Origin of the sequence: Enterococcus sp. AZ067 (assembly GCF_051715005.1) — a bacterium.
GTDB lineage: Bacteria > Bacillota > Bacilli > Lactobacillales > Enterococcaceae > Enterococcus_D > Enterococcus_D casseliflavus.
On sequence record NZ_JBIOSY010000001.1, the window covers coordinates 2,686,666 to 2,711,730 of the forward strand.

Genomic DNA, 25,065 nt, shown 5'->3' on the forward strand with positions numbered 1-25,065 from the left:
ATTTTTCAAATCTACTTTTCTTCCTTGTTGAAAACTCGCTGAAATTGTACACTAAGAATGTAGTGCGCAAATTCGATTGAAAAAGGAGTTTGGAAATGGCTGAATCAAAAGAGCTATTATTGGAGACCTGTTTGTTGGCAGGAAAAATCATGATGGAAAACGGCTCGGAAGTCTATCGAGTGGAAGATACAATGAATCGAATTGCAGCAAATGCCGGAGAGCAAGGCAGCATTAGTTATGTAACAGCAACTGGACTTTTTATGGGCTTACGCAGTAGCCACTATGCACAAGTAGAAAATGTTCATGATCGAGTCATCAATCTCGAAAAAATTGTTGCCGTCAACGGATTGTCCCGTGCCTATGCTGAAAAAAAAATCTCGTTAGTGGAACTGCACGAGGCATTAAAAAAGGTCAATCCAACGACACCAAGTTTTCCTTATTGGCTGCAGGTGTTTAGTGCGGGCGTGGTCAGCAGTACTTTAATGATTATTTTCGGCGGTGCTTGGTTTGATTTTCTAGCAACGTTTGTCATTGGCTGTCTGGGATTTTTATGCGCCTATTGGGTCAAAAAAGTCATCGATATCCGCTTTTTGGATATGTTTTGCGCCTCTTTACTGATCGGTACTTTGTCTCTTCTAGCGGTCTCTCTTCATGTCGCACAAAACGTCGATAATTTGATTATCGGTGCCGTCATGCCCTTAGTTCCTGGTGTAGCGATCACCAATTCCTTTCGGGATATTTTGGCAGGCCATCTCATCAGTGGGACTGCTCGGGGAACTGAAGCTATTTTCACAGCTGCCGCGATCGGTGTTGGCATCGCCACGGTCTTCACCTTATTTGGAGGGATCTCATGACGATTTTTATTCACCTTTCCTTTAGCTTTTTAAGCACCGTGACCTTTGGTATCTTGACCAATATTCCTAAAAGAGCCTTAGTTGCAACAGGCATCGCTGGAACGGTTGGCTGGATGATCTATTGGTCATTGAAAACGATTGGCTACGGTCTAGGAAGCGCCAACTTCTTAGCCGCATTTGCCGTCGGTTGCGTCAGCATCTTTTTTTCCCGCAGAAAAAAAATGCCCATGATCATTTTTAACATTCCTAGCCTCGTTCCTCTCGTACCGGGTGGTCCTGCCTACAAAGCCGTTCGAGAATTCGCTTTGGGCGACAACTTTGTCGGCTTTGAAAATCTGATGATCGTTGTCATCACCGCTGGGGCGATCGCTGGAGGCTTCATGATGACGAGTGTGGTTGAAAAGATCGTTAATCGTTGGCAAATGAAGCGAACGAAAAAACATCCCTCAGATAAAAAAATCTCCTGAAACTATTGGTGCGCAGAAACTATAAATTTTTCTTATTTCAGACTTTAGTACAATGTTTTCTTTTCGGACTTCTTTTATAATAAAGGCATACCTTACAAAACTGTTTGACGTTTGTCATTTGTTTTACTGGATTTTTCTGGTCTCACCCCGTATAGTGGGATTATGAAACATAAAGGAGATGAAGTCCTGTGAGCATAGCAACTTCTCGTCGTATCATTAATACGATTTCTATTATTGGCTTAGGTTTATCTATCGCATTAACGATCTATTTTATCAATCTAGGTGTTTTCAAAGACATTAATGCACTGCGAGGTCTAGTTGGAAATTCCGTTATCTTAGGACCAATCGTCTTTATCCTTTTGCAGATCTTGCAAGTAGTGATCCCGATCATTCCCGGTGGTGTCTCCAGCGCTGCAGGTGTTTTGATTTTCGGTCCTTATCTAGGATTCGTTTATAACTATGTAGGAATCAGTATTGGTTCTGTCATTATTTTCCTGCTAGGCCGACGATACGGTAAACCATTCATTTTAAGTATGATCAGTGACAAAACTTACGATAAATATATTGGCTGGTTAGATAACCAAAGCCGATTTGAAAAACTTTTCGCCCTTGCAATCTTTCTACCAGTCGCCCCAGATGATGCCCTTTGTCTAATGGCTGGCTTGACCAACATGACAGTGAAGAAATTTACGCTGATTATTTTGTTGGCAAAACCTGCTTCAATTTTCTTGTACAGCATGGCTTTGATTTATGGTGGAACATTCTTAACTGGTTTGTTAGGCGGATAAGAAAAATAGGTAAGAAAAACGATCAATTCATTGAGCCGAACATGAAGGAGCTGCTTTTCATACAGGGATCTATACCTGTGGCGAATGTGCTTCTGAAACTGTTCGACTCTTTTTTTCCGCCTTTTTAGAATAAATAGGAACCAAAATACTTACTTTTGTTAGGATGACGACCATGAATTATTTAAAAAACAGCTTAGTCAACACTTGGGATTTTTTGAAAGACAGCAACGCCTACTTCCGTGATGTGTTACTGATGCACGGTGCTTTGTTGTTCTTAGTGATCCCAATCTTATCGGCTTCCACCAAGTTCGTCTTAAAACGTGGGGGCTTGCCTTACCTTTCTTTTGATAATATTGGCAGTATCTTTACCGACCACCCAGTCGTGCTGCTCTCATTAACACTGATTTTACTTTTGATTTTATTAGCCGTCTTTTTTGAGTTTACTTTTTTACTGCTAAGTGTCTATTTTATTAAAAAGAAACAGCCGATCAGCTTGCGGCAATTGTTACGGATGACTGTTTTGCAGTTGCGTAAATTACGGCCGATGACCTTTTTATTTTTCCTGTTTTACTTCTTACTGATTTTACCGATCGGTGGGTTGAGTTTTAATTCTGATTTACTCGCAAAAATCAAAATTCCCGCATTTATCATGGATTTCATTTTTGCCAACCGTGTCTTGATCATCGGGGCAGTGCTGTTGGTTTATGTTTTGTTGATTTACTTGGGGATTCGCGTGATCTTTGCCTTGCCAGAAATGATATTACGTGATCTGCCCTTTCGAAAAGCGATCAAAGAAAGCCTCCAAGTAACAAAACGCCGTTTTTTTGCCATCGTTGGACAATTTGTCTTTATCGGTGGCAGCATCTTGTTGATTTCGACACTGGGCTTCACTTTGCTGATTACCATTCAGGCGGTGATTGAAGTTGTTACACCGGACTATGCGTTGTATAGTGCTGTTTTTATTATGACTTTCTTACAGTTTATCTTGTTACTGAATGTCATTTTATCGACGGTAGCCATTTTTTACATCATCGTTGATTTCATGGATGATGAAGGCTTTTTACCAGAGATTCCTTCATGGTTCCACCAAGAGCCATTGAACCAGCGTCATTTCTTAGGTCTAAAAAGTTCGTTGTTTACCTTGGTAACGGTGCTTTTCGGTGTCGGTGTTAGTCTATATAATATGAACTATCTGACTTCAGCTGCTTCGATCCATCCGGTAACGATCTCCCATCGAGGGGTCAGCGACGGACAAGGGGTCCAAAATTCTCTTGAAGCACTACGCTTGACTAGCGAGAAGTACCACCCAGATTATGTTGAAATGGACGTCCAGCAAACCAGTGATGGTCATTTTATTGTCTATCATGATTTTTCATACCGTCCATTGACAGGTGGTCAGGGCAAACCAGAGCAATTGCCTTTGAGTTACGCCGAATCACTGACAGTTTCGGAAAACAACCAGACAGCTCGTATTCCAACCTTTGATGAGTACTTGGCACTTGCCAACCAATTGGACCAAAAACTGCTGGTGGAGATCAAAACGCAGCGAAAAGATACCGCGGAACTTGTAAATGCCTTTTTAGCAAGATATCAAGAGGACCTCCTTGCAAATGGTCATATTATGCAAAGCCTCTCCTATACAGTTGTTGAGGAGTTAAAGGCGCAGGCGCCTCAATTGATTTCAGGATACATCATGCCCTTCAATGTCGTGGGGCCACCACTGACCAGTGCTGATTTTCTGACGATGGAATACAGTACGATCAACCGCAACTTCATCGCTTCTGCCCGAACCGATGGCAAGGAAGTGTTCGTTTGGACCCCCAATGATGCGGATACTATCAGCCGGATGCGTTTTTACGGGGTGGACGGGATCATTACTGACCAGATGGAGATCTTAAATGAAGAGTTGAGTGTGACGGAAGAAGATATGACTTATTCAGACAAACTATTGAATTTTGTGATCGGCGTTGGCTGATCTCACACGAAGAAAAATGCTGCTCACGGTGTTCCGTTGAGCAGCATTTTTTGCTAGTTGGTTAGGCAACGTTCGTTTGCGTACAAATTTTATTGAAACTGACGATCATCCGACGATTACAAGCTTCTACTTGTGCTTGATCTTCTTCTTCATAACTTGAAACGACGATCAACGCCGTATTTACGTATAGTTTTTCAACCACACCAATCACAGGCTTGCTCGCCCCGACAGGTTGGCAGACATATTTTTCACCGATCGTAATATTCTCCATATCCTCACCTCAACCGTTTTCTTTCTTAAAGATATAATAACAAAAAAGCATCAAATTGAAAACGTTTTATTTCAATTCATCACGCATTTGTCACCAAGAAATGACAGTTTCGTTCGTTGAAACACACTGGTTTGTTCGTGCCACTTCTTAAAAAGCATTTTATACTAAAGGAAATCAAAAGGAGATGAGTCAAATGCCAATTATTCAAACCTGTATCTTTGGACTATTGTCTGCTGCGTTGCTTTGGGGATTAAAAGAAGACCGCTGATTTTTTGGATCAACTATCGAGTAACACAACAAACGCGAAAATAAAACAACGCCTTGTGCCAATCAGAACTGGCACAAGGCGTTTCTTTGTCGAATTATAGACGTTCGTTCAATTCTTTTGCAAGATCTTCAAAACCTGGTTTGCCAAGTAAGGCGAACATGTTTTTCTTGTACGCTTCAACCCCTGGTTGGTCAAATGGGTTCACCCCGTTTAAGTAACCAGAGATACCTACAGCGATCTCAAAGAAGTACATCGTGTAACCTAACGTGTACGCATCCATTGTAGGAATTTTTACTAACAGATTAGGTACATCCCCATCTGTATGGGCAAGTAACGTTCCTTCAAAGGCTTTCGTATTAACAAAATCAACTTCTTTTCCTTCTAAGTAGCCAAGACCATCAAGATCTGCTTCTTGTGTAGGGATCGCAATTGATTTGCGTGGTTTTTCAACTTTTACGACAGTTTCAAAGATATTGCGACGGCCTTCTTGGATGTATTGACCAAGAGAATGCAAATCTGTTGAGAAGTTTGCGCTTGAAGGATAGATCCCTTTTTGGTCTTTTCCTTCTGACTCGCCGAATAATTGTTTCCACCATTCTGAAAAGTATTGCATGCCTGGTTCGTAGTTGATCAGCAATTCCGTTACTTTGCCTTTGCGATAAAGGATGTTACGCATTGCTGCATATTGATACGCTTCATTTTTTTCAAGGTCGTCACTTGCGTAAGCATCGCTAGCATCCGCTGCCCCTTGCATCAAGGCATCGATATCCGCTCCGCTGGCAGCGATTGGCAATAAACCAACAGCAGTCAATACAGAAAAACGGCCGCCGACGTCATCTGGAATAACGAAGGTTTCCCAGTTTTCGGCATCTGCTTCAACTTTTACTGCACCTTTCGCTTTATCCGTTGTTGCGTAGATCCGTTTGTTGGCTTCTTCTTTGCCGTATTTTTCAATCAAACGTTCTTTGAAAACACGGAAAGCGATCGCTGGCTCAGTAGTTGTTCCTGATTTTGAGATCACATTCACAGAGAAGTCACGGTCACCAATGATTTCGATCAAATCTGCTAAGTAAGTTGAAGAAATCGAATTACCGGCAAAAAAGATTTGTGGTGCTTTGCGTTCTTCATTTGGTAACAAGTTAAAGAAAGAATGATTTAAGAAATCAATCGCTGCTTTCGCTCCTAAATAAGATCCGCCGATCCCGATCACGACTAGTACTTCAGAATCAGATTGAATTTTTTCAGCCGCTTTTTTGATACGCGCAAATTCATCTTTGTCATAATTTTTAGGAAGGTCGATCCAACCTAAAAAGTCGCTACCAGCACCTGTTCCTTCGCGTAATTGTTTGTCTGCTGCTGTAACTTGACTTTGCATGTAGCTCAATTCGTATTCGTTCACGAATGGTGCTACTTTCGAATAGTCAAACTTGATGTGTGACATGATTTGTCCTCCTTGAAAAAATAGTTTTTCATACACTACCTACTTTACGTTTTTTTCCAACTTTTTTCAAGTAATTCCTGATAGATAGCCTGTCAGGTGATTTTAGACAAGTCCTTGAGCAAACATTGCTTTAGCAACTTTTTCAAAGCCTGCGACGTTCGCACCTAACATAAAATTATTTTTTTGATCGAAGGTTTCAGCTGTATCACGGCATGCTTCATAGATCGACTTCATGATATCATCCAATTTGGCATCGACTTCGGCTTTTTCCCATTGCAATCGTTGGGAGTTTTGACTCATTTCTAAAGCAGAAACGGCTACGCCGCCAGCATTGGCTGCTTTTCCTGGGCAGTAGAAAATTCCTTCTTCAATAAAATATTCTGCTGCTTCTAATGAGCTAGGCATATTCGCGCCTTCAGAAACGACCCGGACACCATTGGCTTTTGCACGTTTGGCTTGTGAGAGATCAATCTCGTTTTGGGTCGCGCAAGGAAAGGCTAATTCCGCTGGTGTATCAAAATCCCAGACAGATGCCCCTTCATGATATTCGGCTGATGAACGTTCCTTGGCGTAAGCCGTCAACCGTTCACGCTTCACTTCTTTGATCTCTTTTAACAAGGCCAGATCAATGCCGTCTTTGTCATAGATAAAGCCAGAGGAATCAGAACACGTGACAGGGATCGCACCTAATTCTTGCAATTTCTCAATTGCATAGATCGCAACATTGCCGCTTCCAGAAACGATCGCTTTTTTGCCTGCAAAGGTTTCACCTAGGTCTGTCAATAAATGCTTAACGAAATACACGGCGCCATAACCCGTTGCTTCTGTGCGGTTTTTACTGCCCCAGAAGTCTAATGGCTTACCAGTTAAAATACCAGCATCGTATTGTTTCAATCGTTTGTAGGCACCAAACAAATAGCCGATTTCTCGGCCTCCGACACCAATGTCGCCAGCAGGAACATCTAAGTCAGGTCCGATATGTTTTGACAGCTCCGTCATAAAGCTTTGGCAAAAACGCATCACTTCGGCATCGGATTTGCCTTTTGGATCAAAATCACTTCCGCCTTTGCCGCCGCCGATCGGCAGACCTGTCAAGCTGTTTTTGAAGATTTGCTCAAACGCCAAAAACTTCAAGATACTCAAGTTTACACTTGGGTGAAAACGCAAGCCGCCTTTGTAAGGCCCCATTGCCGAGTTGAATTGAATCCGATAGCCACGGTTTACTTGCCAGTTGCCTTGATCATCTTGCCACGGGACTCTGAATTGGATAAAACGTTCTGGTTCAGTTAAGAGTGCAAGGATATTTGATTCAATATATTCTGGATGCTCCTCTAAAAAGGGAACGATCGTAGGTAAAAATTCATCAATTGCTTGAAGAAATTCCGGTTGGTGTTGGTCTTTCTCATGAATCTTCGCTTGAATTTCTTTCACGTAAGCTGAAGCTTTGGTCATAGTGCATTACCTCCTTTAAGATATTTTCTATTTTAAAGAAATTTTCTGAAATTGCACGCTTTTTTTTAGAATTGTCAGAATTTTTTATTATTCGAAAAAAATCGACCAATCCTTTCAGCACTCATAGCCGATGTGTTACAATCCCAAAGAGGTGAAAAGAATGGAAAAAACCTATGATGTCATTGTTGTTGGTGCAGGTACGAGCGGCATGATGGCTGCGATCACTGCTGCCAAACAAGGTGCGCGGGTGTTATTAATCGAAAAAAACAAAAAAATCGGCAAGAAATTATTGATGACTGGCGGCGGACGCTGCAATGTAACCAATAATCGGCCGGTAGATGATTTAGTTGCTCATATTCCAGGAAACGGCAAGTTTTTGTATAGCACGTTTTCTCAATTCAATAATTATGATGTAATGGCGTTTTTCGCAGACTTAGGTGTCGTCTTAAAAGAAGAAGACCACGGACGGATGTTCCCTGTGACGAACAAATCAAAAACCATCGTCGAAGCGTTGCTTCAAGCAATCAACGATCATCACGTCACCCTATTGACGAACACGGTCGTCACAAAGCTGATCCATGACGGCAGTCAAATTCGCGGCGTGCGAACCGAAACCGATGAGTTCTCTGCCCCTAGTGTGATTTTGACGACAGGTGGCCGCACCTATCCTTCCACGGGCGCAACGGGGGACGGCTATAAGATGGCAAAAAAAGTCGGCCATACCATTACGCCACTTTATCCAACCGAATCGCCGCTTGTTTCAGAAGACTCCTTTATTCAAGAGCGGACGTTGCAAGGCATTTCCTTGCAAGACATCACGTTGAGTGTCTTGGATCAAAAAGGAAAGCCCATCGTCGCCCATACCATGGATCTTTTGTTTACCCACTTTGGGTTATCTGGTCCAGCTGCTTTACGCTGTTCCTCTTTTGTGAACCAAGAATTGAAAAAGCAACAACCCGTGACGGTTGTTCTGGATTGTCTGCCAGCAAAATCCCATGAAGCCTTGACCCAGGAATTGATTCAGTCTGCGGCTTCGAAGAAACAATTGCCGAATGCTTTAGCTGGCTTTTTGCCTGAGCGCTTGATGACCTTCTTTTTGCAGCAGCTAGACCTGCATGAGCTGGTTGCTGAAAAAGCCTCACCAGAACAGTTGGCTGCGCTCGCTTCCTTGATCAAAGGCTTTTCAGTCACTATCGTTCGCACGTTCCCGTTAGAAAAGTCTTTCGTGACTGGTGGCGGGGTCCATCTGAAAGAAATCAATCCAAAAACCATGGAGAGCAAGAAAATCAACGGCTTGTATTTTGCTGGTGAATTATTGGATATCAATGGGTATACAGGTGGTTTCAACATTACAGCAGCGTTTTGTACTGGACATGTTTCAGGGAAAAACGCAGCAGAAACAGCTAGTTATTTCAGTTATTGATCGATGACCCAGGTGTTGGCAGCAATATCCTTGCCGTTGCTACCAACATCTGGGTCTCCTCTCTTTTTGCTTATTAGTTGGGTTTTTCTCAAAGTAGGCGTAGACTAAAGATAGCAAGATCGAGGGAGGTTTTTTTAATGAAACGAATTTCAAGAGGTAAATTTGAACGAATGCAAAAACTTTCAAATGAGGATGGTGTGATTGCCGCACTAGCGATCGACCAACGTGGTTCCATGAAAAAAATGATGAAGGCGGCAACTGGACCGGATGACTTTACGATGGAACACATTTATGAATTCAAGCAGTTGGTTTCCCAAGAATTGACCAAATATGTCAGCAGTATTTTGTTAGACGAGGAATATGGCTTCTTAGGGATCGAAGCAAAGAATCCCAACGCTGGCTTGATCCTTTCCTATGAAAAAACAGGGTATGATGTCAATACGCCGGGTCGTTTGCCAGAAATTCTACCCAATGAATCGCTGCAGCGCTTAGTGAAAAAAGGGGCAGATGCTGCGAAAGTCTTGGTTTATTATAATCCAGATGAACCGCAAGAGATTTTAGATACCAAACATGCGTTTTTAGAACGTTTAGGTACGGAGGCACAAGCGGCCGATATTCCGTTATTTGTAGAGCCAATCGTTTACGACGATGAGATCACAGATGACAAATCACCTGCTTTTGCCAAGATCAAACCGAGCAAGGTCATCCGAACCATTCAGGAACTGACGAAAGATCACTACCATATCGATATTTTGAAAGTCGAAGTACCGGTTCAGTTCGACTTAGTTGAAGGTTTCCAAAAAGAAGGCTTAGAGGCCGTCTATACGCAAGAAGAAGCCGCCAATTACTTCAAAGAAGCTAGTGACGCTGCGACGCGACCATTTATCTATTTGAGTGCGGGTGTCCCAGCGAATGTCTTTCGCGATGAATTGACCTTTGCTGGTCAACATGGTGCTAAATTCTCAGGAATCTTAGGTGGACGAGCAACTTGGCGCGATAGTGTGGAAATCTATGGGAAGCAAGGCGCCAAAGCATTACTGGAATGGCTGGACACCCAAGGGAAAGAAAATGTTGAAGAATTAAACGCCATTCTAAAACAATATGCCACTCCATGGTTTGACTTTTATGGTGGTTTAGAAAATATTGAGGTTTTCGATATTGAAGTAATGGAATAAAATAGTACAAAATAATCCCCGTGAACGGCATTTCAAGATGGTTCACGGGGATTTTTTATTCGTGTTCAGGTGCCAACAAATCGGCAAAGACCGCCCTAGTCAATTGTTGCAACGCTTGTGGGGCAAGCCCCATCTGCAACCCGCGCTTTCCTGCAGAAACCACGATTTCTTCCAGTGTCTCTGCCTTATGATCAATATAAGTAGGAAAGAGCTTTTTCATCCCGATCGGCGAACAGCCGCCGCGAATATAGCCAGTCGTTTCTTCTAAATCTCTCAGATGCAGCATCTCTACTTTTTTGTTTCCACTGACTTTGGCTAACTTTTTCAGATCCACTTCTCTGTTTCCAGGAATCACAGCCACCAGCGGACCTGTTTTGTTGCCCACTGCCACCAGCGTTTTGTAGATGGCTTGCGGGCGTGCTAGTTGCACAGCGACGGATTGCGCATCGAGATGGTCTTCCGACCACTCATAGGTGTATTCGTTATAAGCGATTTTCTGTTGTTCTACTTGACGGATCGCATTGGTTTTTTGTTTCTTCTTCGCCATTTTATCCCTCTTTTGTTTGGTTTCTTTTAAGAGAAGGCCTTGGCTGGTCTTACTCATTGAGTGAAAATTCTTGTAAGTAGTTGGTCATTCGTTCGATCGGTATTTGTCCAGGTGCTGAAGCACCTTGCAACGAAGCAAAAGTAAAGACCGAACCAGTCAATGCCCCACTAACCCGGCTGATTTTCCCCAGCTCCCCCATCGACATGATCGCCAACGGCAGTTGGTTGAAGCCACGCGCTTTAGTAATGATCCCCATCAAACGTAAAACATCTTGGACTTGCTTGGGCATCATCGCTAACTTGCCAACATCGGCACCAAATTGATTCATTACGCCGATCTTTAAAATCAACACAGCATCTTCTGGCGTTTTCTCAAAATCATGATTGCTCAATATCAGCTTTACCTGTGCCTTTTTGATTTCTTGAATAAAGGCTCGACCTAAAAATTCAGCTTTCTCTAATTCGACATCGATCCAATCGATCAAGCCTGAATCAGCAGCAGCTAAACACAATTCTTTGTACTGGGTCAATGTGAACGCCCGCTCGCCCCCTTCTTCCAAGGTTCGAAAAGTGAAGAGCAGCTCTTTGTGCTTTAATGTCGTGCGAATATGTGATAACGCATCTAAGACCGCTTGCTGGTCTTCGACATGTTTGTAATGATCAACACGCCATTCGACGATCTGTGCCTCTGATTCCTCAGCAGCAATGGCTTGTTTCAAGATCTCTTCATTGGTTTTCCCAATCAATGGCACACAAATCAACGGTGTTTTCCCGTCTAACGTTACTGGTTTTGATCGGCTCATCTACTTCACTCCTTTTTCATTTGATAAAAGAATACTTTCAGATAGTTCCCTTCGGAAAAATGCTTATCTACCGCAAAATCAGCTGGTAGACGATAACTTTGAATACATTCATAAGCAACGTGTGCTTTCTCTAAGGATGCTTCGATCATTTCTTGAAACTTCCTCGGTGAAAGATTGGCCGCATTCGTTGAGGCGATCAACAAGCCATCAGGCGCTAAAATCGCCAAACTATCAGTGACTAAGTCGCCATAATTTTTCGCAACCGAGAAGACCTTTTTCTTGTTGCGGGCAAAACTCGGCGGATCTAAAACGATCACATCAAAGCGCAAGTTTTTTTTGCTGGCATAATTGAAGTAATTGAAAACATCCATGACATGGATACGCTGGGTATCTGGATCAATGCCGTTGACTGCAAATTGTTCGCGGGTCTTTTCTAGACTGCGTTTTGCCAAATCGACGCTCGTTGTTTGAGCAGCGCCACCGACAGCAGCAGCGACAGAAAACGCCCCCGTATAACTGAACATATTTAAAACCGTCTTGCCAGCTGCCAAGCCATCAACAAGTTGCCCACGAACTTCTTTTTGATCCAAAAAGATGCCCGTCATTAATCCTTCGTTCAAATACGTCGCATACGTGACGCCATTTTCCTTCACCAGTAAGGGTTCAGGTGCCGTTTTTCCATAGACCCATGCTGATTCAGGCAGATCAGACGTAAAGCGGATTTTTTCATATGCCCCTTTGATCTCGGGAAAGATTTGACGAAAAGCCGCCACGATCGCTTTTTTATGTTGATAAAGGGTGGCATTGTACCATGAAAAAACGACATACTCGCCATACAAATCTACGGTAAGTCCCCCCAATTGATCCCCCTCGCCATTAAACAGACGAAAGGCATCTGTCAGGTCATCTTGATAGTAAGCACTGCGTTTGCCTTTTGCTTTCGCAAAGCGTTGCGCAAAGAATGCTTGGTCGATCACTGTTTCTTCAAAGGATACGACCCATCCGATCCCTTTATTTTGTTCCCCAAGATAGCCGACACCTAAGAAATGGTTGGCCTGATCAATAAAGGTGACCCACTCCTTCGTCTCGATTGCTTGTTGAAGATCTTCTCGTTGGATCAACGGATTCTTTTTGCGAAGCTTCGCTGATCCTTGCTTCGTTAGTTTTATTTTCATGTTCATCTGCTCCATTCATTCTCCTTTTTAGTATAGCAAAAAGCGACTGTATTGTCTGTATCCTTGAAAGTAAAGAAATACTTAATTCCGCGTCATGACAAGGAATTCATTTGACACGTCTTTCACAGCCTAGTAAAATGTACTGTGATGTAAAATCGTAATTTACCGGTTATACTGGAAAAAGAGAGGACGATTCCTTTGATAAAAAATAAAGTATCCACCTTTGTGAATACAAGAATGGGCTTTTTTTTCCTATTAGCCCTATTATTTTGGCTAAAAAATATCTTTGCCTATATGGTGGACTTCCACCTAGGTATTGAAAGCAGCATTCAGTACTTCATCTTATTCATCAATCCGATCGCAACGACTTTGTTGTTGCTGTCGATCGCATTGTACGTAAGAAGAACCAAAGCAGCTTATATCACGATGCTTGTGATCTATTTCTTGATGACTCTGCTGTTGTTCTCTAATGTTTCGTACTATCGAGAATTCACTGACTTTATCACCATCAACACGATGCTCGGTGTAGGAAAAGTAGCAAGTGGTCTAGGAGAAAGCGCAATTCGCTTGTTCCGTCCCTACGATGTGTTGTACTTCATTGACTTTATCGTGCTGATTGCAGCCTTTTCAATGAAAAAAATCAAAATGGACACTCGTCCTGTGCGGGCACGGATGGCTTTTGCGATCTCAACCTTAGCTGTCATGGTCTTTTCTGCCAATCTTTTCTTAGCAGAAGCGGATCGTCCTGAACTGCTTACTCGAACGTTTTCTCGTGACTATTTAGTGAAATACCTTGGGATCAACGCCTTTACGGTTTATGATGGCGTGCAAACCTATCAAGCTTCGCAAGTACGTGCCGAAGCAAGTCCCAACGACATGAACGAAGTAGAAAGCTATGTCAGAGAACATTACGCGGAACCGAATGACGATCTGTTCGGTATCGCAAAAGGCAAGAACGTCATTTATATTCACTTAGAAAGTGTTCAGCAATTCTTGATCGATTATAAATTAAAAGATGAAGATGGTGTTGAACATGAAGTTATGCCATTTATCAATAGTTTGTATCATAGCGATAGCACCTTTAGTTTCGATAACTTCTTCCATCAAGTAAAAGCTGGGAAGACCAGTGATGCGGAAACGTTATTCGAAAATTCCTTGTTTGGATTGAATCAGGGGGCATTATTCACTCAACTGGGTGGGAAAAATACCTTTGAGGCAGCACCAGATATTTTAGGTCAAACCCAAGGCTATACCAGTGCGGTTTTCCACGGAAATACGGGTACCTTCTGGAACCGAAATGAAACCTACAAACGGTTTGGCTATGATTATTTCTTCGACGCATCGTATTATGATGTCAATGATGAAAATTCATTCCAATACGGTTTACATGACAAACCGTTCTTTGAACAATCGGTACAATACTTAGAACGTCTGCAACAACCGTTCTATTCAAAATTCATTGCAGTTTCTAACCACTACCCATATTCTGAATTTACCAATGAAGAAGGCGGCTTCCCGCTAGCGAACACTTCTGATCAAACGATCAATGGGTATTTCGCAACCGCGAATTATTTAGATAAAGCCGTAGAAGAGTTCTTTAATTACTTGAAAGAAAGCGGCTTGTACGAAAACTCAGTCATCGTTTTATATGGTGACCATTACGGAATTTCCAATTCTCGTAACCGTAACTTAGCAGAATTGCTTGGAAAAACAAGTTCTACATGGACAAACTTTGACAATGCCTCGTTACAACGTGTGCCTTATATGATTCATATTCCAGGACAATCAAACGGCGGCATCAATCATACGTATGGTGGCCAAGTCGATGCCTTGCCAACCCTATTGCACTTACTGGGTGTGGATACATCAAACTATATCCAATTAGGACAAGATTTATTCTCTGATCAAAACGAACAACTGGTTGCCTTCCGCGATGGCGACTTTGTGACACCAGACTACACCTACTACAGCAGTACATTGTATGACAATCGTACCGGCATGCCGATCAACGATCCATCCGATGAACTGCAAGCGAAAGTCGATGAGTGGAAAGCCAAAGTTGACAAACAGCTGTCAGTTTCTGATCAGATCAACAATGGTGATCTCTTACGTTTCTACGCGAAGAGCGGTTTAGAAGAAGTCGATCCTTCGACCTATAATTACAAAGACGCCCTTCAGCAAATGATGGACATTGAAAAGAATCTAGGCAGTGATTCAACCAGCGCCTTTTCTCAAAACGGCAATCAATCGACCGTCGATCTGTACCAAACAAAAACCTTCCAAGAATACCAGCAGATGACGGAACAAGATAGCGGAGAATAACCTATAAGTACTACAAGATCGATCCAGCAAGGCGGATGCTTTGCTGGATTTTTTTCGGCTGTTTTGTTCGTAAAAACCCGATTTTTTCTATTGCTTTTTTAGCTTCGATATTTTACTACAAGAACTTCATACTTTATTCAAACTCCCCTTTTATACTATGAAATAGGATGAGGTGAACTAGATGAAAACTATACATTTTGCGATTGCCAGCATATTTTATCATAAAAAAGCCATGGTGCTTTATACGCTTGTATCCTTCTTTGCCGTGATTGGCTTGATCGTGACCTTCGCCTTGATCTACTCAATGGATCAAGTGATCGCTCAAACCAGAGATCTCTTAACAACAGAAGATTTGCAAACGAAAGTAGCGGAAGAGATCCAACCAGTCACGACGATCTATCATCAACTGTTCTATTTGATTTTTAGCGCCTTTACACTGGTCTTTATCGGCTTTCAAGTTTATTACCAATTATCGAAACGCTCAGAATACACTGCCTGGTTAGCAAGTGGTGCCACCACCAGGCAATGGGTGGCGATGCAGTTGCTTGAAATGCTCTTGCCGCTTTTAGCAGCTGCCGTGATCGCCTTTGTGTTATTGCTGCTCTTCCAGCCTTATTTCCAGCGAGAATTGCTTAGCGGGCATATCATCGCTCTTGATCGTGAGCGTGCTTCGGATCACTTTTGGGAGGCTGTTCAAAGTCTTCCTGGTCAAGAATTCGCCATTACGATCCCACAAAACAGTCAAATTCTTGTCCAAAATGTTGACTTGAACAGCACCACCTGGCTGGCTATTTTATTTGAAAGTACGCGCCACACACTTATCGTATTGCTTGCCGCTGTTACCAGCTTTACTGGTCTGATTGCTAGCGGACATAGTCTGTATTGGAGGAAAAAACAATGGAAAAACCAACTCAGCTAACGAAATCAATTGGTTTCTTTTATGTTGCGAAAGACAATGAAACAAAAACATCTGAATTAAGTTTGCTGCTTTCACAAAAAAAAGCAATCTTGATTCGCGCACAGTGGCCCTCCGTCCCCTTTTTATCGGTCATGGACAATGTATCTCTTGCAAATAAAAAAGGGGGCGATTTAGAGGAAGTGCTACCTTATGTACAGCTTCCCTTATCGGCTTTGAAAAAAGATCGAACAGAGTTAACACCCTTTGAGGAGCTCAAAATTCAACTGCTCTTAGCTTTACTTTCAGAAAGAGAAACCCTTTTAATCGAAAATGTCTTGAGCACATTAACAACGAACGAGGTTCAAACCCTGTTGCCCTTGTGTCAAGAAATCGCCGAACAATTTGCTGTTGCCATCTATTTGATTCATGAAGACGAATGCTTTGCCCATACCCCTTATACTACTTATCTATAGTTTACATAGCCCCCAAACAAGAAGGCTTGCTTGCAAAAGCAGGTCTTTTTGTTTGGTCTGCTGCCACTGAACCGCAAAAAAAATCGACCGGCTAAGCGAATTGCTGCCGGTCGATTGCTATTCTTCATTTAAGTCGATATCAGGAAAAGAGATTTTAAACGTCGTGCCTTTGCCAAGTTCACTTTCTACACTGATCTTTCCTTTGTGCAGGCGTACGAGCTGTTCAACAATCGATAGGCCCAAACCTGATTCACCAAATTGACGGTTTTTACGGGAAGGATCGACTTTGTAGTAACGATCCCAAATATTCTTGACTTGTTCTTCAGACATGCCGATTCCCGTATCACTGATTTCGATGATCGTTTCCAAGTAGCCTTTTTCGATTCGAACCCGAATTTCTCCATCTTCCGTAAACTGGATCGCATTTTGTAAAATATTGACCATGATTTGGACGAAACGATCGTAGTCGGCATAGACGTCAATTGGCTCTGTTGTTTCTAAAATCAACACATCTTTGGCGATTTCTGCCTTGCTCTCAAGTTGCGTCAGCAGATTTTTAATGGTTTGCGTTGCATCGAATTTTTTGATGACCATCGAGATTTGATTGGTTCGGATTTTTTCGTAGTCAAGGTTTTCGTTGACTAATCGAATCAAGCGATTGGTTTCATTTTTCATCAAACGGATCGCATTGTCCTTTTGATTTTCAGGAATCGCGTTGTACTCTAACCCTTCCAATAAGCCATTGATGGTCGTCAAAGGCGTACGCATCTCATGCGAAGCGTCTGCCATAAATTGTCGACGACGTTCTTCTTGTCGTTCAATTTCCTCTTGCGACTCTTTTAAGGATTTCGTCATTAAATTAAAATCTTCGGCTAACTCATCAAATTCATCCCGATTATGCACTGGCAAGAAGATATCAAAATTGCCATTGGTGATCTCCTTGGTTGCTCGTTTCATGCGATTGATCCGCCTTACTTGGAACGTAGCAAATAGGTAACTGATCAATAAGGAAACGACGATCGAGATCAAACATACTTTAAACAAGTTTTGGTTAAAAGCACTGACAAGATTCAAGATGCTGCTTGCCGATTGCGAAACCACCATCACCCCGTAAAAATCCGTTCGGTTGACAGAAAAAGGAATCAAAACATAGGAAGTCAGTTCTTTTTCCCCATATAGATTCGTAGGCGACGTCAGTTGCAGACGCGCCCCGTTTTCTAAGGATTGCCAGTCTTTTTCAGAAATTGGAAAATCCACCGCACGAGCAGTGTCTAACGGATAAATAATGTCATCAGGACTTTTAAAGAAAGCAAAAGAAATGTCTTGGTTGCTCAAAATATTTTCAGCCAAATGCAGAGAATATTGCAGATAGCCATCTCGCGTCATATTTTGCTGCAAATATTCTGAATCGCTGATTTGCGAAATCGTCGCGACCGACGAAGCATACCCCATTAACTGCTCATAATTTCGTTCTTGTAACGTTTGGCGCGTCATTTGTGTAAACGCAATACCAATCGTCATCAAAATCACGAAAATCACAACAAAAAACGCAATCAGCTGTTGATACAAGTAGCGCATTAAGCAGCACCTGCATCGTCAAATTTATACCCCACACCCCAGACGGTTTGAATGATCTGAGGTCCCACTTTTTCTATTTTTTGTCTTAGTTTTTTGATATGCGCATCAACCGTCCGTTCATCACCAAAATATTGGTAATCCCAAACTAGTTCTAACAATTGCTCTCGTGAAAAGACTTGCCGCGGTTTTTTCGCTAACGTATAAAGCAAATCAAATTCCTTCGGCGTCAACCCATCGATGGGTTTGCCATTTAAATAGGCTTCCCGTGTTTTTGTGTTCATTTTGAAATGATCGGTCACAACATCAAAAGTTGCATCGGAAGCTTCAGGCGTTGTTTTTTCAACCAATTCACTGCGGCGGTGTAAGGCTTTGATCCGCGCGATCAAGGTCAGTGGACTAAATGGTTTCGTCACATAGTCATCTGCCCCCATCTCCAACCCGATGACTTGATCGCTTTCTGAATCACGGGCTGTCAACATAATAATAGGTACTGTACTGGAGATTTTGCGAATTTCGCGCGCCACCATCATGCCATCCATGGAAGGAAGGTTCAAGTCAAGGGTGATCATGTCCCATTTGTCTGGTTCAGCAGCAAAGGCTTCCAGCCCTTCTTTGCCGTCGTACTTAAAAGCCGCTTCCCATCCTTCATTCAAGAAAAACATTTGCATCATTTCAGAAACAGATTCGTTGTCTTCAATCATTAATATATTCATTTTCTTCACCTCTATGTTCTTTATCAAATCGTTGCAGATTCTCTTCGATCAGGCCAAAGATCGGCACGATGAACCAAGGGATCGCGATCATTTCAACTAGGAAAAAATTGGTCCATTCTTGCCATTTCAAGACAAACCCAATGACCGCCATGATTCCGCCAAAAAGCAGAAAATAACGGGCGCATAGTTTCTGAGCATGCCGCCAGTTGCGTTCATTTTGTTTTGCTAAATAGGAACGGTAGCCATAAATAAGGTTCATTTTTTTTGATGGAAAAAGAAAAAAAGTGAGACCAATCAAGAAAAAAATGATGCCAATTACTAAAAAAATCATCGTTTCACTCCATTCTTCCTATAGTATACTCGAATTTCTTTCTTCTACCAACAACTTCACCGATTATTCATAAAGGTTTGCCTTTTTTTCAATCTTTGATAAGATTGTGAGTGGACTATGACTATAAACCTTAGGAGTAAGATACATGACCTATAAAGCATTAACTTTTTTTGATCTTGACGGTACGCTTTTAGATGAACACTCGCAAATCACATCCGAAATCGCTGAAGCGATGGCGATGTTGCGAAAAAACCAAGTACTGCCGATCATTGCAACAGGAAGAACCGAACCTGAAGTTACCGCCATTCGTGAAGCAGCTGGGATCACCTCGAACATCGTCATGAACGGCGCCTTTATCCGTATTGACGGCAAAGAAGTTTTTTCCGATACCCTTGAACCTGAACTTTGCGCACGGATGTTCCAAGCAGTCAAAGACAATGGTGATGAACTGTGCTATTACAATGAGAAAGGCTATTGGGCGACTGGACATACCGAGGAAATGATTGGTGCGTACAACTATGTCCGCAGCCCTTTACCAGAAATCGATCCTCTGCATTATGAAACAGATCGGACCAATATGTTGTTGGTTTTAGGTGTCGGCAACGATGCTTATTATCATGAGCGTTTTCCAGAATTAACTTTTTATCGTAATACCCCCTTTTCCATCGATGTCGTAAAATCTGGCACCTCTAAAGGGACGGGCGTAAAAACCTTGGTAGAATTGTTGGGTCTAGAAGATGTACCTACCTTCGGCTTTGGTGACGGCAGCAACGACTTCGCTCTTTTAGAAGCCTGCGACCACAAAATTGCAATGGGAAATGGAATTCAAGAGTTGAAAGAGTTGGCAGACTTCGTGACCCTGAAAAATACCGAAGGCGGGATCGTGCACGCCCTGAAACACTTTGACTTAATCTGATTCTTTGCATACAGGCAAAACTATGGTATACTAATGAATGGTAGCGATACCCCTTTTATCAAGGGGATGTTACGGATTCGACAGGCATAGTTGAGCCTGAATTGCGCTTCGTAGGTTACGTCTACGTTAAAACGTTACAGTTAAATATAACTGCTAAAAACGAAAACTCTTACGCTTTAGCTGCCTAAAAACAGTTAGCGTAGATCCTCTCGGCATCGCCCATGTGCTCGAGTAAGGGTCCTATTCTAAGTGGGATACGTTTTATCTTTCCGTCTGTAAGATAAAAAAGAGAGCATCAGACTAGCGATACAGACTGCCTGTCACTCGGCAAGCTGTAAAGCGAACCTTCAAATGAGTTGACTATGAGCGTAGATTTTTAGGTAGCAATATGTTTGGACGCGGGTTCGACTCCCGCCATCTCCATAGACTAAAATCGAGAAGATTTTCGTAGTTTTTCCTAAGTGTTCAAAGCCTTGATTTAAAGAGGTTTTGAACACTTTTTTTGTATTTTCAGTTCCACAATGTTTTTCGTAGTTTTCTTGTTTGGTAGTCAAATGGTGGTTAATTATCAGCTTTAAACCGATGTGCTATTCCTCGCTTTTCTTAGATTGTATTTCTTATACCGATTGAACCTACATTAATTGTTCAAGTGAAGTCAGATGCTTTTTTTAAGCAATCAATGCTCTTCAATGGCGTACCTTTTCACCAAATTGTATACGAATCTCTTTTTTGCGAGTTTTTCTTGGGCTGATTTTTTTACTCTATTTTTGATTTAAGGCTTTTTACTCCTTAGTATCTTTAGATACACTTTTTTTCACTCCTGTTTTGCGTTCTCAACGGCTTTCTTTGCTTCTAGAATAGTTATTTTCCCTGCCTCATCGCATGAAATTTTTTGAAGATGTTTCTTATCATCAAAGCTTGATGTAAGTTTCATAATCTGCTTGATCATCAACAATCTATGATAGTTCGTTGCTGGCTTGATCTGACTCTGCCTCAGCAAAAAAAGTGCTAATTAAAGTGATTTCGATTTCTCTACAATTTCCTTTACTCGTTCACAAAAACTATCTGGATTCATTCCAGGTTCCATTTTCTGAGCCTCATCAGGAAGTAAATCATTCAGGTACAATGTAGCTTCTTTGTTTTCGGTATACATTTCCTCGTAGTGATCGACTAAATAATGTTCCAAATCTATGGAAAACACAAAAAAATTAATTTCTTCGGAAAGTCCTTTTTCAATAAAGTTGAAAAATTTATCCATTTATCACACCTCCTTGACTAAAGTTTATCAAAATATTACAGAGCGTTCTTTACCTTCTCCTTGAATCTTGTAAGGTCTTCGTAAAATTTAGCATGTTCCTTCTTCTCTTTATGATCCTCAGTATCAATTTTTCTTCCAATCAAACAATTAGTGATTTATATTCCATTCCTCTGTCCACCATAATTTTATGTACAATAATAGTACTCAACCATTGATTTATGATTGAGTGCTATTTATCTTCTATTAACTCGATTGATTTCAAATCTGATTCAGCATAGATTGCGGATCCAATTGATATTTCTTCTTCTCCAGAAACAAAGGTATACCCATCAGTTTTAACCGCTTATTTTCTTCTGTATAGAATCTACCCGTCTGTTACGTCTCGCAGAAACGACACAACGCTTAGAATCATACGTGATCAAATGATAATCGCCTTCCCTTCTTTCTTATCCTTTGATATGATGATTGCATCAAACGAAGGACGTGATTAAATGAAACTGACCTTATTGGCACCCTCTTTTTCTGTCATCCAAGTAGAGCGTATTGATCCTTCGATACTGAAGATCGTTCCTCTATTTTTTGCCCATACGTCAGAAGAACTTTCTTTGGTGTTACCAACGGCAAAGGTTCCAGCTGAAACACTAAACAGAGAAGATGGATGGAAAGCGATGAAAATAATTGGTGTGCTGGATTTTAGCTTAATTGGCATTATTGCAAAAATCTCTTCCCTTCTAGCCGAGGAGTCAATCAGTATTTTTGCTGTTTCTACCTTCAATACTGATTATATTTTAATCAAGGAACATCAGGTAGAACAAGCTCGTACTGTTTTAACCGCCAATGATTATTCCTTTGTCAATTGAGAAAAACTTGTTCTTCCTTACGATAAGTTACTCTCGCTCGCTTTATGAAATACAAAAGAACGACTGAACCAAAGAAGTTCAGTCGTTCTTTTGTATTTCACTTGTCGTTTAACAAAGATAAGAGTACTGGGTATCCCAAATAAAAGACTTCCCCAAGCTTTCATTTGCCCCAGTACTCTTCATTGCTCGTTGTTAAGATAATCATAATACAAAAATGATTTTTATTCAATAACTATGCTTTAAAAATAAACAAAATGCTATTTTGTGACAATTTATAGGGGTTTCACTTCATTTCTAGCTAATATTCCCTATATCTGTTTATATTCTAAATGGTTCCATGAAGCATCAGTTGATGAGATGCGATTCCTTCGATAGCGATCCTCCTTCTTTTAAAGTTTTGAATTTGAGAAAATTCAGCCTTGTCAATCTCGCCTTCCCATGCTACCATGATTATGCAAACGTTAACATTAAAATGCACACGTGAACATTAATTTGAGGAGGATTTTTAATGGCAAAAATTACAGATGTACAAACAGCGTATTATCGGATACCTCTTCCAGAAATCATGGAAGATGCGAAGCATGGCCTACACTCCCACTTTGAAGTGCCTATCGTCAAGATCGTTACTGATGATGGACGTGAAGGGGTCGGCTATACGTATACTGGTGGCTTCGGTGGCGAATCGATCGCCAAACTGATCGATAAAGAACTAAAAGCGATCCTTTTAGGGAAAGATCCAGCATGTGTGGAAGCCTTGTGGGATCAGATGAACTGGGGCATCCACTATGTTGCCAGAGGCGGTTTAGCAAGTTTCGCCATTGCGGCTTGTGATATCGCCTTGTGGGACTTACGTGCGAAAAAAGCACAAGAACCCCTCTACAAACTTTTAGGCGGCGCAAGCAACAAAGTAAAATGCTATGGTGGTGCGATTGATCTAAACTTTCCTCTTGAAAAACTCTTAGCCAATAATCAAAAATATTTAGACATGGGATTAAAAGCGGTCAAAATCAAATTGGGACAAAAAACACTTGCCGAAGATATTGCTCGAATAAAAGCGGTCAGAGAATTGATTGGTCCCGATGTTGTCTTTATGGTGGATGCCAACATGAGCTGGTCTGTTGAAAAAGCGATCAAAGCCGCCAAACTGATGGCGCCTTATGACATTTTGTTCCTTGAAGAACCAACGATCCCCGAAGATTACGAAGGCTACGCTCGTATCGCTAAAGAAGGGCAAATTGCGGTGGCAGGCGGAGAAAACTTGCGCACCCCTATCGAATTTGCTCATATGATCAAATATGGCAATGTCGATTTTCCGCAACCCGACGCTTCCAATTGCGGTGGGATCACCGGCTGGTTGAAAATTGCTGCCTTAACACAAACAAGTAACTTATCTGTTTCTACACATGGCATGCAAGAATTGCACGTTAGTCTACTAGCAGCGATGCCTAATGCTGGGTATCTCGAAATGCACAGTTTCCCAATCGATCAATACACCACGAGACCGTTAGTGATCGATCCATCCGATGGCTGTGCGATTGCACCAGAAGAACCAGGGATTGGCGTCACCTTTGACTGGGAGAAACTTGCTCCTCATAAACAACCCTTTTAACTGAAAACCCACGCTGATTTCCTTTAGGATGAGGAAATCGGCGTGGGTTTTTATTACAGAATCAATGGTTTTTCTTCAAATGGAAGCCACCGTTCATCAATCAGGGAACGATACCAAGCGGCTGATTTTTTTAATGACCGAGTCCGTTCTTCATTTAGCTCGACTCGTACAAGACCATAGCGGTTTTTGAACGCATTCATAGGTGAAACACAATCGGTAAATGCCCAAAGCATATAGCCTTCGCAGTTGGCGCCTTCCTCGACGGCTTTTAGCAGCCAGTAAAGATGTTCGGTAATAAACTGAATCCGATAGTCATCTTGGACTTGACCTGTGGCATCCATATACTGTTCTTCATTTTCCCGCCCCATACCATTTTCAGTGATCAGCCATGGAATATTGCCATAATTCTCCTTAAGATAATTTGCCATATCGTACATGACCTTCGGATAGATTTCCCAGCCACGGGAGTTATTCATTTGTTTTCCTGGCAAATCAAAGGTCTCATAAAACATTTCTGGATGAAATGGTGTATCCGAATGCCATTGATATCGTGGTGTCCGCACGCGTTTCGGGTAGTACTGATTGACACCTAAGAAATCCACCGTATGGGTGCGGATCGTTTCCAAATCTTCTTCTGTCGGATCAAAGTAGATGTCATAGGTTTGGCAAAGTGTGATAAGTTCATCTGGATAATGCCCCTTAACCATTGGATCAAAAAAGATTCGGTTGAAAAAAAGATCGTACATTTTTTGCGCGTTTTGATCCTCTGGTGAGGAAGATCGTGCGTAAACCATTTCTGGATTTAGCACACAACCGATGCGCCCCTCATAGCCTTTTTCATGATAGACAGCCACCGCTTGGGCGGATGCCAATACTTTGTGATAATTCCAAAGCATCCATTTTTTTGTGTTTTGCTCATGGGGCCAGCGGATCGCATCGAGATAGCAACGAGTCTGAATAACGATCGGCTCATTGAAGGTAAACCACTGTTTGACTCGATCACCGTAACGCTCGAAGGCGATTTCGGCATAACGAGTATATAGATCGACCACTTTCCGCGAGCTCCAGCCATCATAGGCATCCATCAAACTAGCTGGCAGTTCATAATGTTCCAAACAAAGCATCGGTTCGACCCCAGCCGCAAGCAATTGGTCGATAAGCTGATCGATATGAGCAGCATAATCCTCATCAACGATCAGCTGTTCATGGTCGGTAAAGAAGCGCGCCCAGTTGATTGATGTTCGGTAATGGGTCAAATGAACCTCCTGCATCAGTTGAACATCCTCTGAAAACTTTTCCATAAAATTCGTCGCAACAGCCGGCCCGTAGCCATTATGCCAGACAAAGCGTTCTTCTTTGTACCAGCGGTCGAGATACGAATCTTGCCCTTCTTTCTTTCCTTGCCAGCCTTCTGTCTGCCAAGCAGACGAAGCAGCCCCTAAAATAAATGTTTCAGGTATTTTTACCAT

The 25,065-nt window shown here is 41.9% G+C and carries 23 protein-coding genes and 1 other RNA gene; 13 read left to right on the forward strand and 11 right to left on the reverse strand.

Features of this window, described 5'->3' with window-relative positions; genetic code table 11:
- The first annotated feature begins 95 nt into the window (after positions 1–95).
- From IGI82_RS12760 to IGI82_RS12775, 4 genes are all read left to right on the forward strand, one after another.
- Positions 96–854, forward strand: a complete 759-nt coding sequence (locus IGI82_RS12760) for a threonine/serine exporter family protein (RefSeq protein WP_010749694.1) — start codon at positions 96–98, stop codon at positions 852–854.
- Positions 851–1,321 carry a threonine/serine exporter family protein gene (locus IGI82_RS12765; RefSeq protein ID WP_016608602.1) on the forward strand — a complete coding sequence of 157 codons (471 nt, stop codon included), beginning with the start codon at positions 851–853 and terminating at the stop codon, positions 1,319–1,321. The genes IGI82_RS12760 and IGI82_RS12765 overlap by 4 nt, the downstream gene beginning before the upstream one ends.
- A gap of 188 nt (positions 1,322–1,509) precedes the next feature.
- On the forward strand, positions 1,510–2,109 hold the full coding sequence (locus IGI82_RS12770) for a TVP38/TMEM64 family protein (RefSeq protein ID WP_005229140.1): 600 nt from the start codon (positions 1,510–1,512) through the stop codon (positions 2,107–2,109).
- Between the two features lie 172 nt (positions 2,110–2,281).
- Positions 2,282–4,084, forward strand: a complete 1,803-nt coding sequence (locus IGI82_RS12775) for a glycerophosphoryl diester phosphodiesterase membrane domain-containing protein (RefSeq protein WP_087627790.1) — start codon at positions 2,282–2,284, stop codon at positions 4,082–4,084.
- Positions 4,085–4,145: 61 nt separating this feature from the next.
- Here the strand turns inward: IGI82_RS12775 and IGI82_RS12780 are convergent, their stop codons facing one another.
- The 3 genes from IGI82_RS12780 to gdhA all read right to left on the reverse strand — a co-directional run bounded on the left by IGI82_RS12780 (position 4,146) and on the right by gdhA (position 7,516).
- Positions 4,146–4,355: a hypothetical protein gene (locus tag IGI82_RS12780; protein WP_005229136.1), complete on the reverse strand. Its 210-nt coding sequence runs from the start codon at positions 4,353–4,355 to the stop codon at positions 4,146–4,148.
- A 362-nt stretch (positions 4,356–4,717) separates the two neighbouring features.
- Entirely contained in the window at positions 4,718–6,064 is a 1,347-nt protein-coding gene (locus tag IGI82_RS12785) for a glucose-6-phosphate isomerase (RefSeq protein ID WP_005229134.1), read from the reverse strand.
- A 102-nt stretch (positions 6,065–6,166) separates the two neighbouring features.
- Positions 6,167–7,516: an NADP-specific glutamate dehydrogenase gene (gene gdhA / locus IGI82_RS12790; RefSeq protein WP_087627791.1), complete on the reverse strand. Its 1,350-nt coding sequence runs from the start codon at positions 7,514–7,516 to the stop codon at positions 6,167–6,169.
- Positions 7,517–7,676: 160 nt separating this feature from the next.
- Here gdhA and IGI82_RS12795 point away from each other — a divergent pair, with 160 nt between their 5' ends.
- Positions 7,677–8,939: an NAD(P)/FAD-dependent oxidoreductase gene (locus IGI82_RS12795; protein ID WP_010749698.1), complete on the forward strand. Its 1,263-nt coding sequence runs from the start codon at positions 7,677–7,679 to the stop codon at positions 8,937–8,939.
- 137 nt (positions 8,940–9,076) lie between these two features.
- Positions 9,077–10,114, forward strand: coding sequence for a tagatose 1,6-diphosphate aldolase (locus IGI82_RS12800; protein WP_005237193.1), 1,038 nt, complete (start codon positions 9,077–9,079; stop codon positions 10,112–10,114).
- Between the two features lie 55 nt (positions 10,115–10,169).
- Here IGI82_RS12800 and ybaK read toward each other — a convergent pair whose 3' ends face one another.
- Genes ybaK through IGI82_RS12815 form a run of 3 tightly spaced genes read right to left on the reverse strand, consistent with a single transcriptional unit; the run spans position 10,170 to position 12,638 of the window.
- The gene (gene ybaK, locus IGI82_RS12805) at positions 10,170–10,661 is read right to left on the reverse strand and encodes a Cys-tRNA(Pro) deacylase (RefSeq protein WP_010749699.1); all 492 of its coding nucleotides are present in this window, start codon (positions 10,659–10,661) and stop codon (positions 10,170–10,172) included.
- A 49-nt stretch (positions 10,662–10,710) separates the two neighbouring features.
- Positions 10,711–11,463 carry a type I 3-dehydroquinate dehydratase gene (aroD, locus tag IGI82_RS12810; protein ID WP_005229128.1) on the reverse strand — a complete coding sequence of 251 codons (753 nt, stop codon included), beginning with the start codon at positions 11,461–11,463 and terminating at the stop codon, positions 10,711–10,713.
- A gap of 5 nt (positions 11,464–11,468) precedes the next feature.
- Complete coding sequence (locus tag IGI82_RS12815) at positions 11,469–12,638, reverse strand: class I SAM-dependent rRNA methyltransferase (protein WP_181409211.1); 1,170 nt, start codon at positions 12,636–12,638, stop codon at positions 11,469–11,471.
- Positions 12,639–12,875: 237 nt separating this feature from the next.
- Here IGI82_RS12815 and IGI82_RS12820 point away from each other — a divergent pair, with 237 nt between their 5' ends.
- From IGI82_RS12820 to IGI82_RS12830, 3 genes are all read left to right on the forward strand, one after another.
- On the forward strand, positions 12,876–14,960 hold the full coding sequence (locus IGI82_RS12820; protein ID WP_074933621.1) for an LTA synthase family protein: 2,085 nt from the start codon (positions 12,876–12,878) through the stop codon (positions 14,958–14,960).
- Positions 14,961–15,141: 181 nt separating this feature from the next.
- Complete coding sequence (locus tag IGI82_RS12825) at positions 15,142–15,879, forward strand: hypothetical protein (protein ID WP_005229124.1); 738 nt, start codon at positions 15,142–15,144, stop codon at positions 15,877–15,879.
- Complete coding sequence (locus tag IGI82_RS12830) at positions 15,858–16,331, forward strand: hypothetical protein (RefSeq protein ID WP_005229123.1); 474 nt, start codon at positions 15,858–15,860, stop codon at positions 16,329–16,331. The genes IGI82_RS12825 and IGI82_RS12830 overlap by 22 nt, the downstream gene beginning before the upstream one ends.
- Before the next feature lie 117 nt (positions 16,332–16,448).
- Here the strand turns inward: IGI82_RS12830 and IGI82_RS12835 are convergent, their stop codons facing one another.
- Genes IGI82_RS12835 through IGI82_RS12845 form a run of 3 tightly spaced genes read right to left on the reverse strand, consistent with a single transcriptional unit; the run spans position 16,449 to position 18,953 of the window.
- Positions 16,449–17,909 (reverse strand): ATP-binding protein, encoded by a 1,461-nt coding sequence (locus IGI82_RS12835; protein WP_438842303.1) that lies wholly within the window; start codon positions 17,907–17,909, stop codon positions 16,449–16,451.
- The gene (locus IGI82_RS12840; RefSeq protein WP_010749704.1) at positions 17,909–18,622 is read right to left on the reverse strand and encodes a response regulator transcription factor; all 714 of its coding nucleotides are present in this window, start codon (positions 18,620–18,622) and stop codon (positions 17,909–17,911) included. Before IGI82_RS12840 ends, IGI82_RS12835 begins: the two co-directional genes overlap by 1 nt.
- Complete coding sequence (locus IGI82_RS12845; protein ID WP_015510109.1) at positions 18,603–18,953, reverse strand: SdpI family protein; 351 nt, start codon at positions 18,951–18,953, stop codon at positions 18,603–18,605. Before IGI82_RS12845 ends, IGI82_RS12840 begins: the two co-directional genes overlap by 20 nt.
- Before the next feature lie 145 nt (positions 18,954–19,098).
- On the opposite strand from IGI82_RS12845, the gene IGI82_RS12850 reads away from it, so the two are divergent.
- The gene (locus IGI82_RS12850) at positions 19,099–19,869 is read left to right on the forward strand and encodes a Cof-type HAD-IIB family hydrolase (protein ID WP_005231883.1); all 771 of its coding nucleotides are present in this window, start codon (positions 19,099–19,101) and stop codon (positions 19,867–19,869) included.
- A 62-nt stretch (positions 19,870–19,931) separates the two neighbouring features.
- Positions 19,932–20,295: a transfer-messenger RNA gene (gene ssrA / locus IGI82_RS12855) on the forward strand.
- 586 nt (positions 20,296–20,881) lie between these two features.
- Here ssrA and IGI82_RS12860 read toward each other — a convergent pair.
- Positions 20,882–21,127, reverse strand: a complete 246-nt coding sequence (locus tag IGI82_RS12860) for a nitrogenase subunit molybdenum-iron protein alpha (protein ID WP_438842304.1) — start codon at positions 21,125–21,127, stop codon at positions 20,882–20,884.
- Between the two features lie 491 nt (positions 21,128–21,618).
- On the opposite strand from IGI82_RS12860, the gene IGI82_RS12865 reads away from it, so the two are divergent.
- Both IGI82_RS12865 and IGI82_RS12870 read left to right on the forward strand, forming a co-directional pair.
- Entirely contained in the window at positions 21,619–21,987 is a 369-nt protein-coding gene (locus tag IGI82_RS12865; RefSeq protein WP_010749708.1) for an ACT domain-containing protein, read from the forward strand.
- Positions 21,988–22,495: 508 nt separating this feature from the next.
- Entirely contained in the window at positions 22,496–23,596 is a 1,101-nt protein-coding gene (locus IGI82_RS12870) for a mandelate racemase/muconate lactonizing enzyme family protein (RefSeq protein ID WP_438842305.1), read from the forward strand.
- Positions 23,597–23,649: 53 nt separating this feature from the next.
- On the opposite strand, the gene IGI82_RS12875 is transcribed toward IGI82_RS12870, so the two are convergent.
- On the reverse strand, positions 23,650–25,065 hold the full coding sequence (locus tag IGI82_RS12875) for a glycoside hydrolase family 1 protein (protein WP_438842306.1): 1,416 nt from the start codon (positions 25,063–25,065) through the stop codon (positions 23,650–23,652).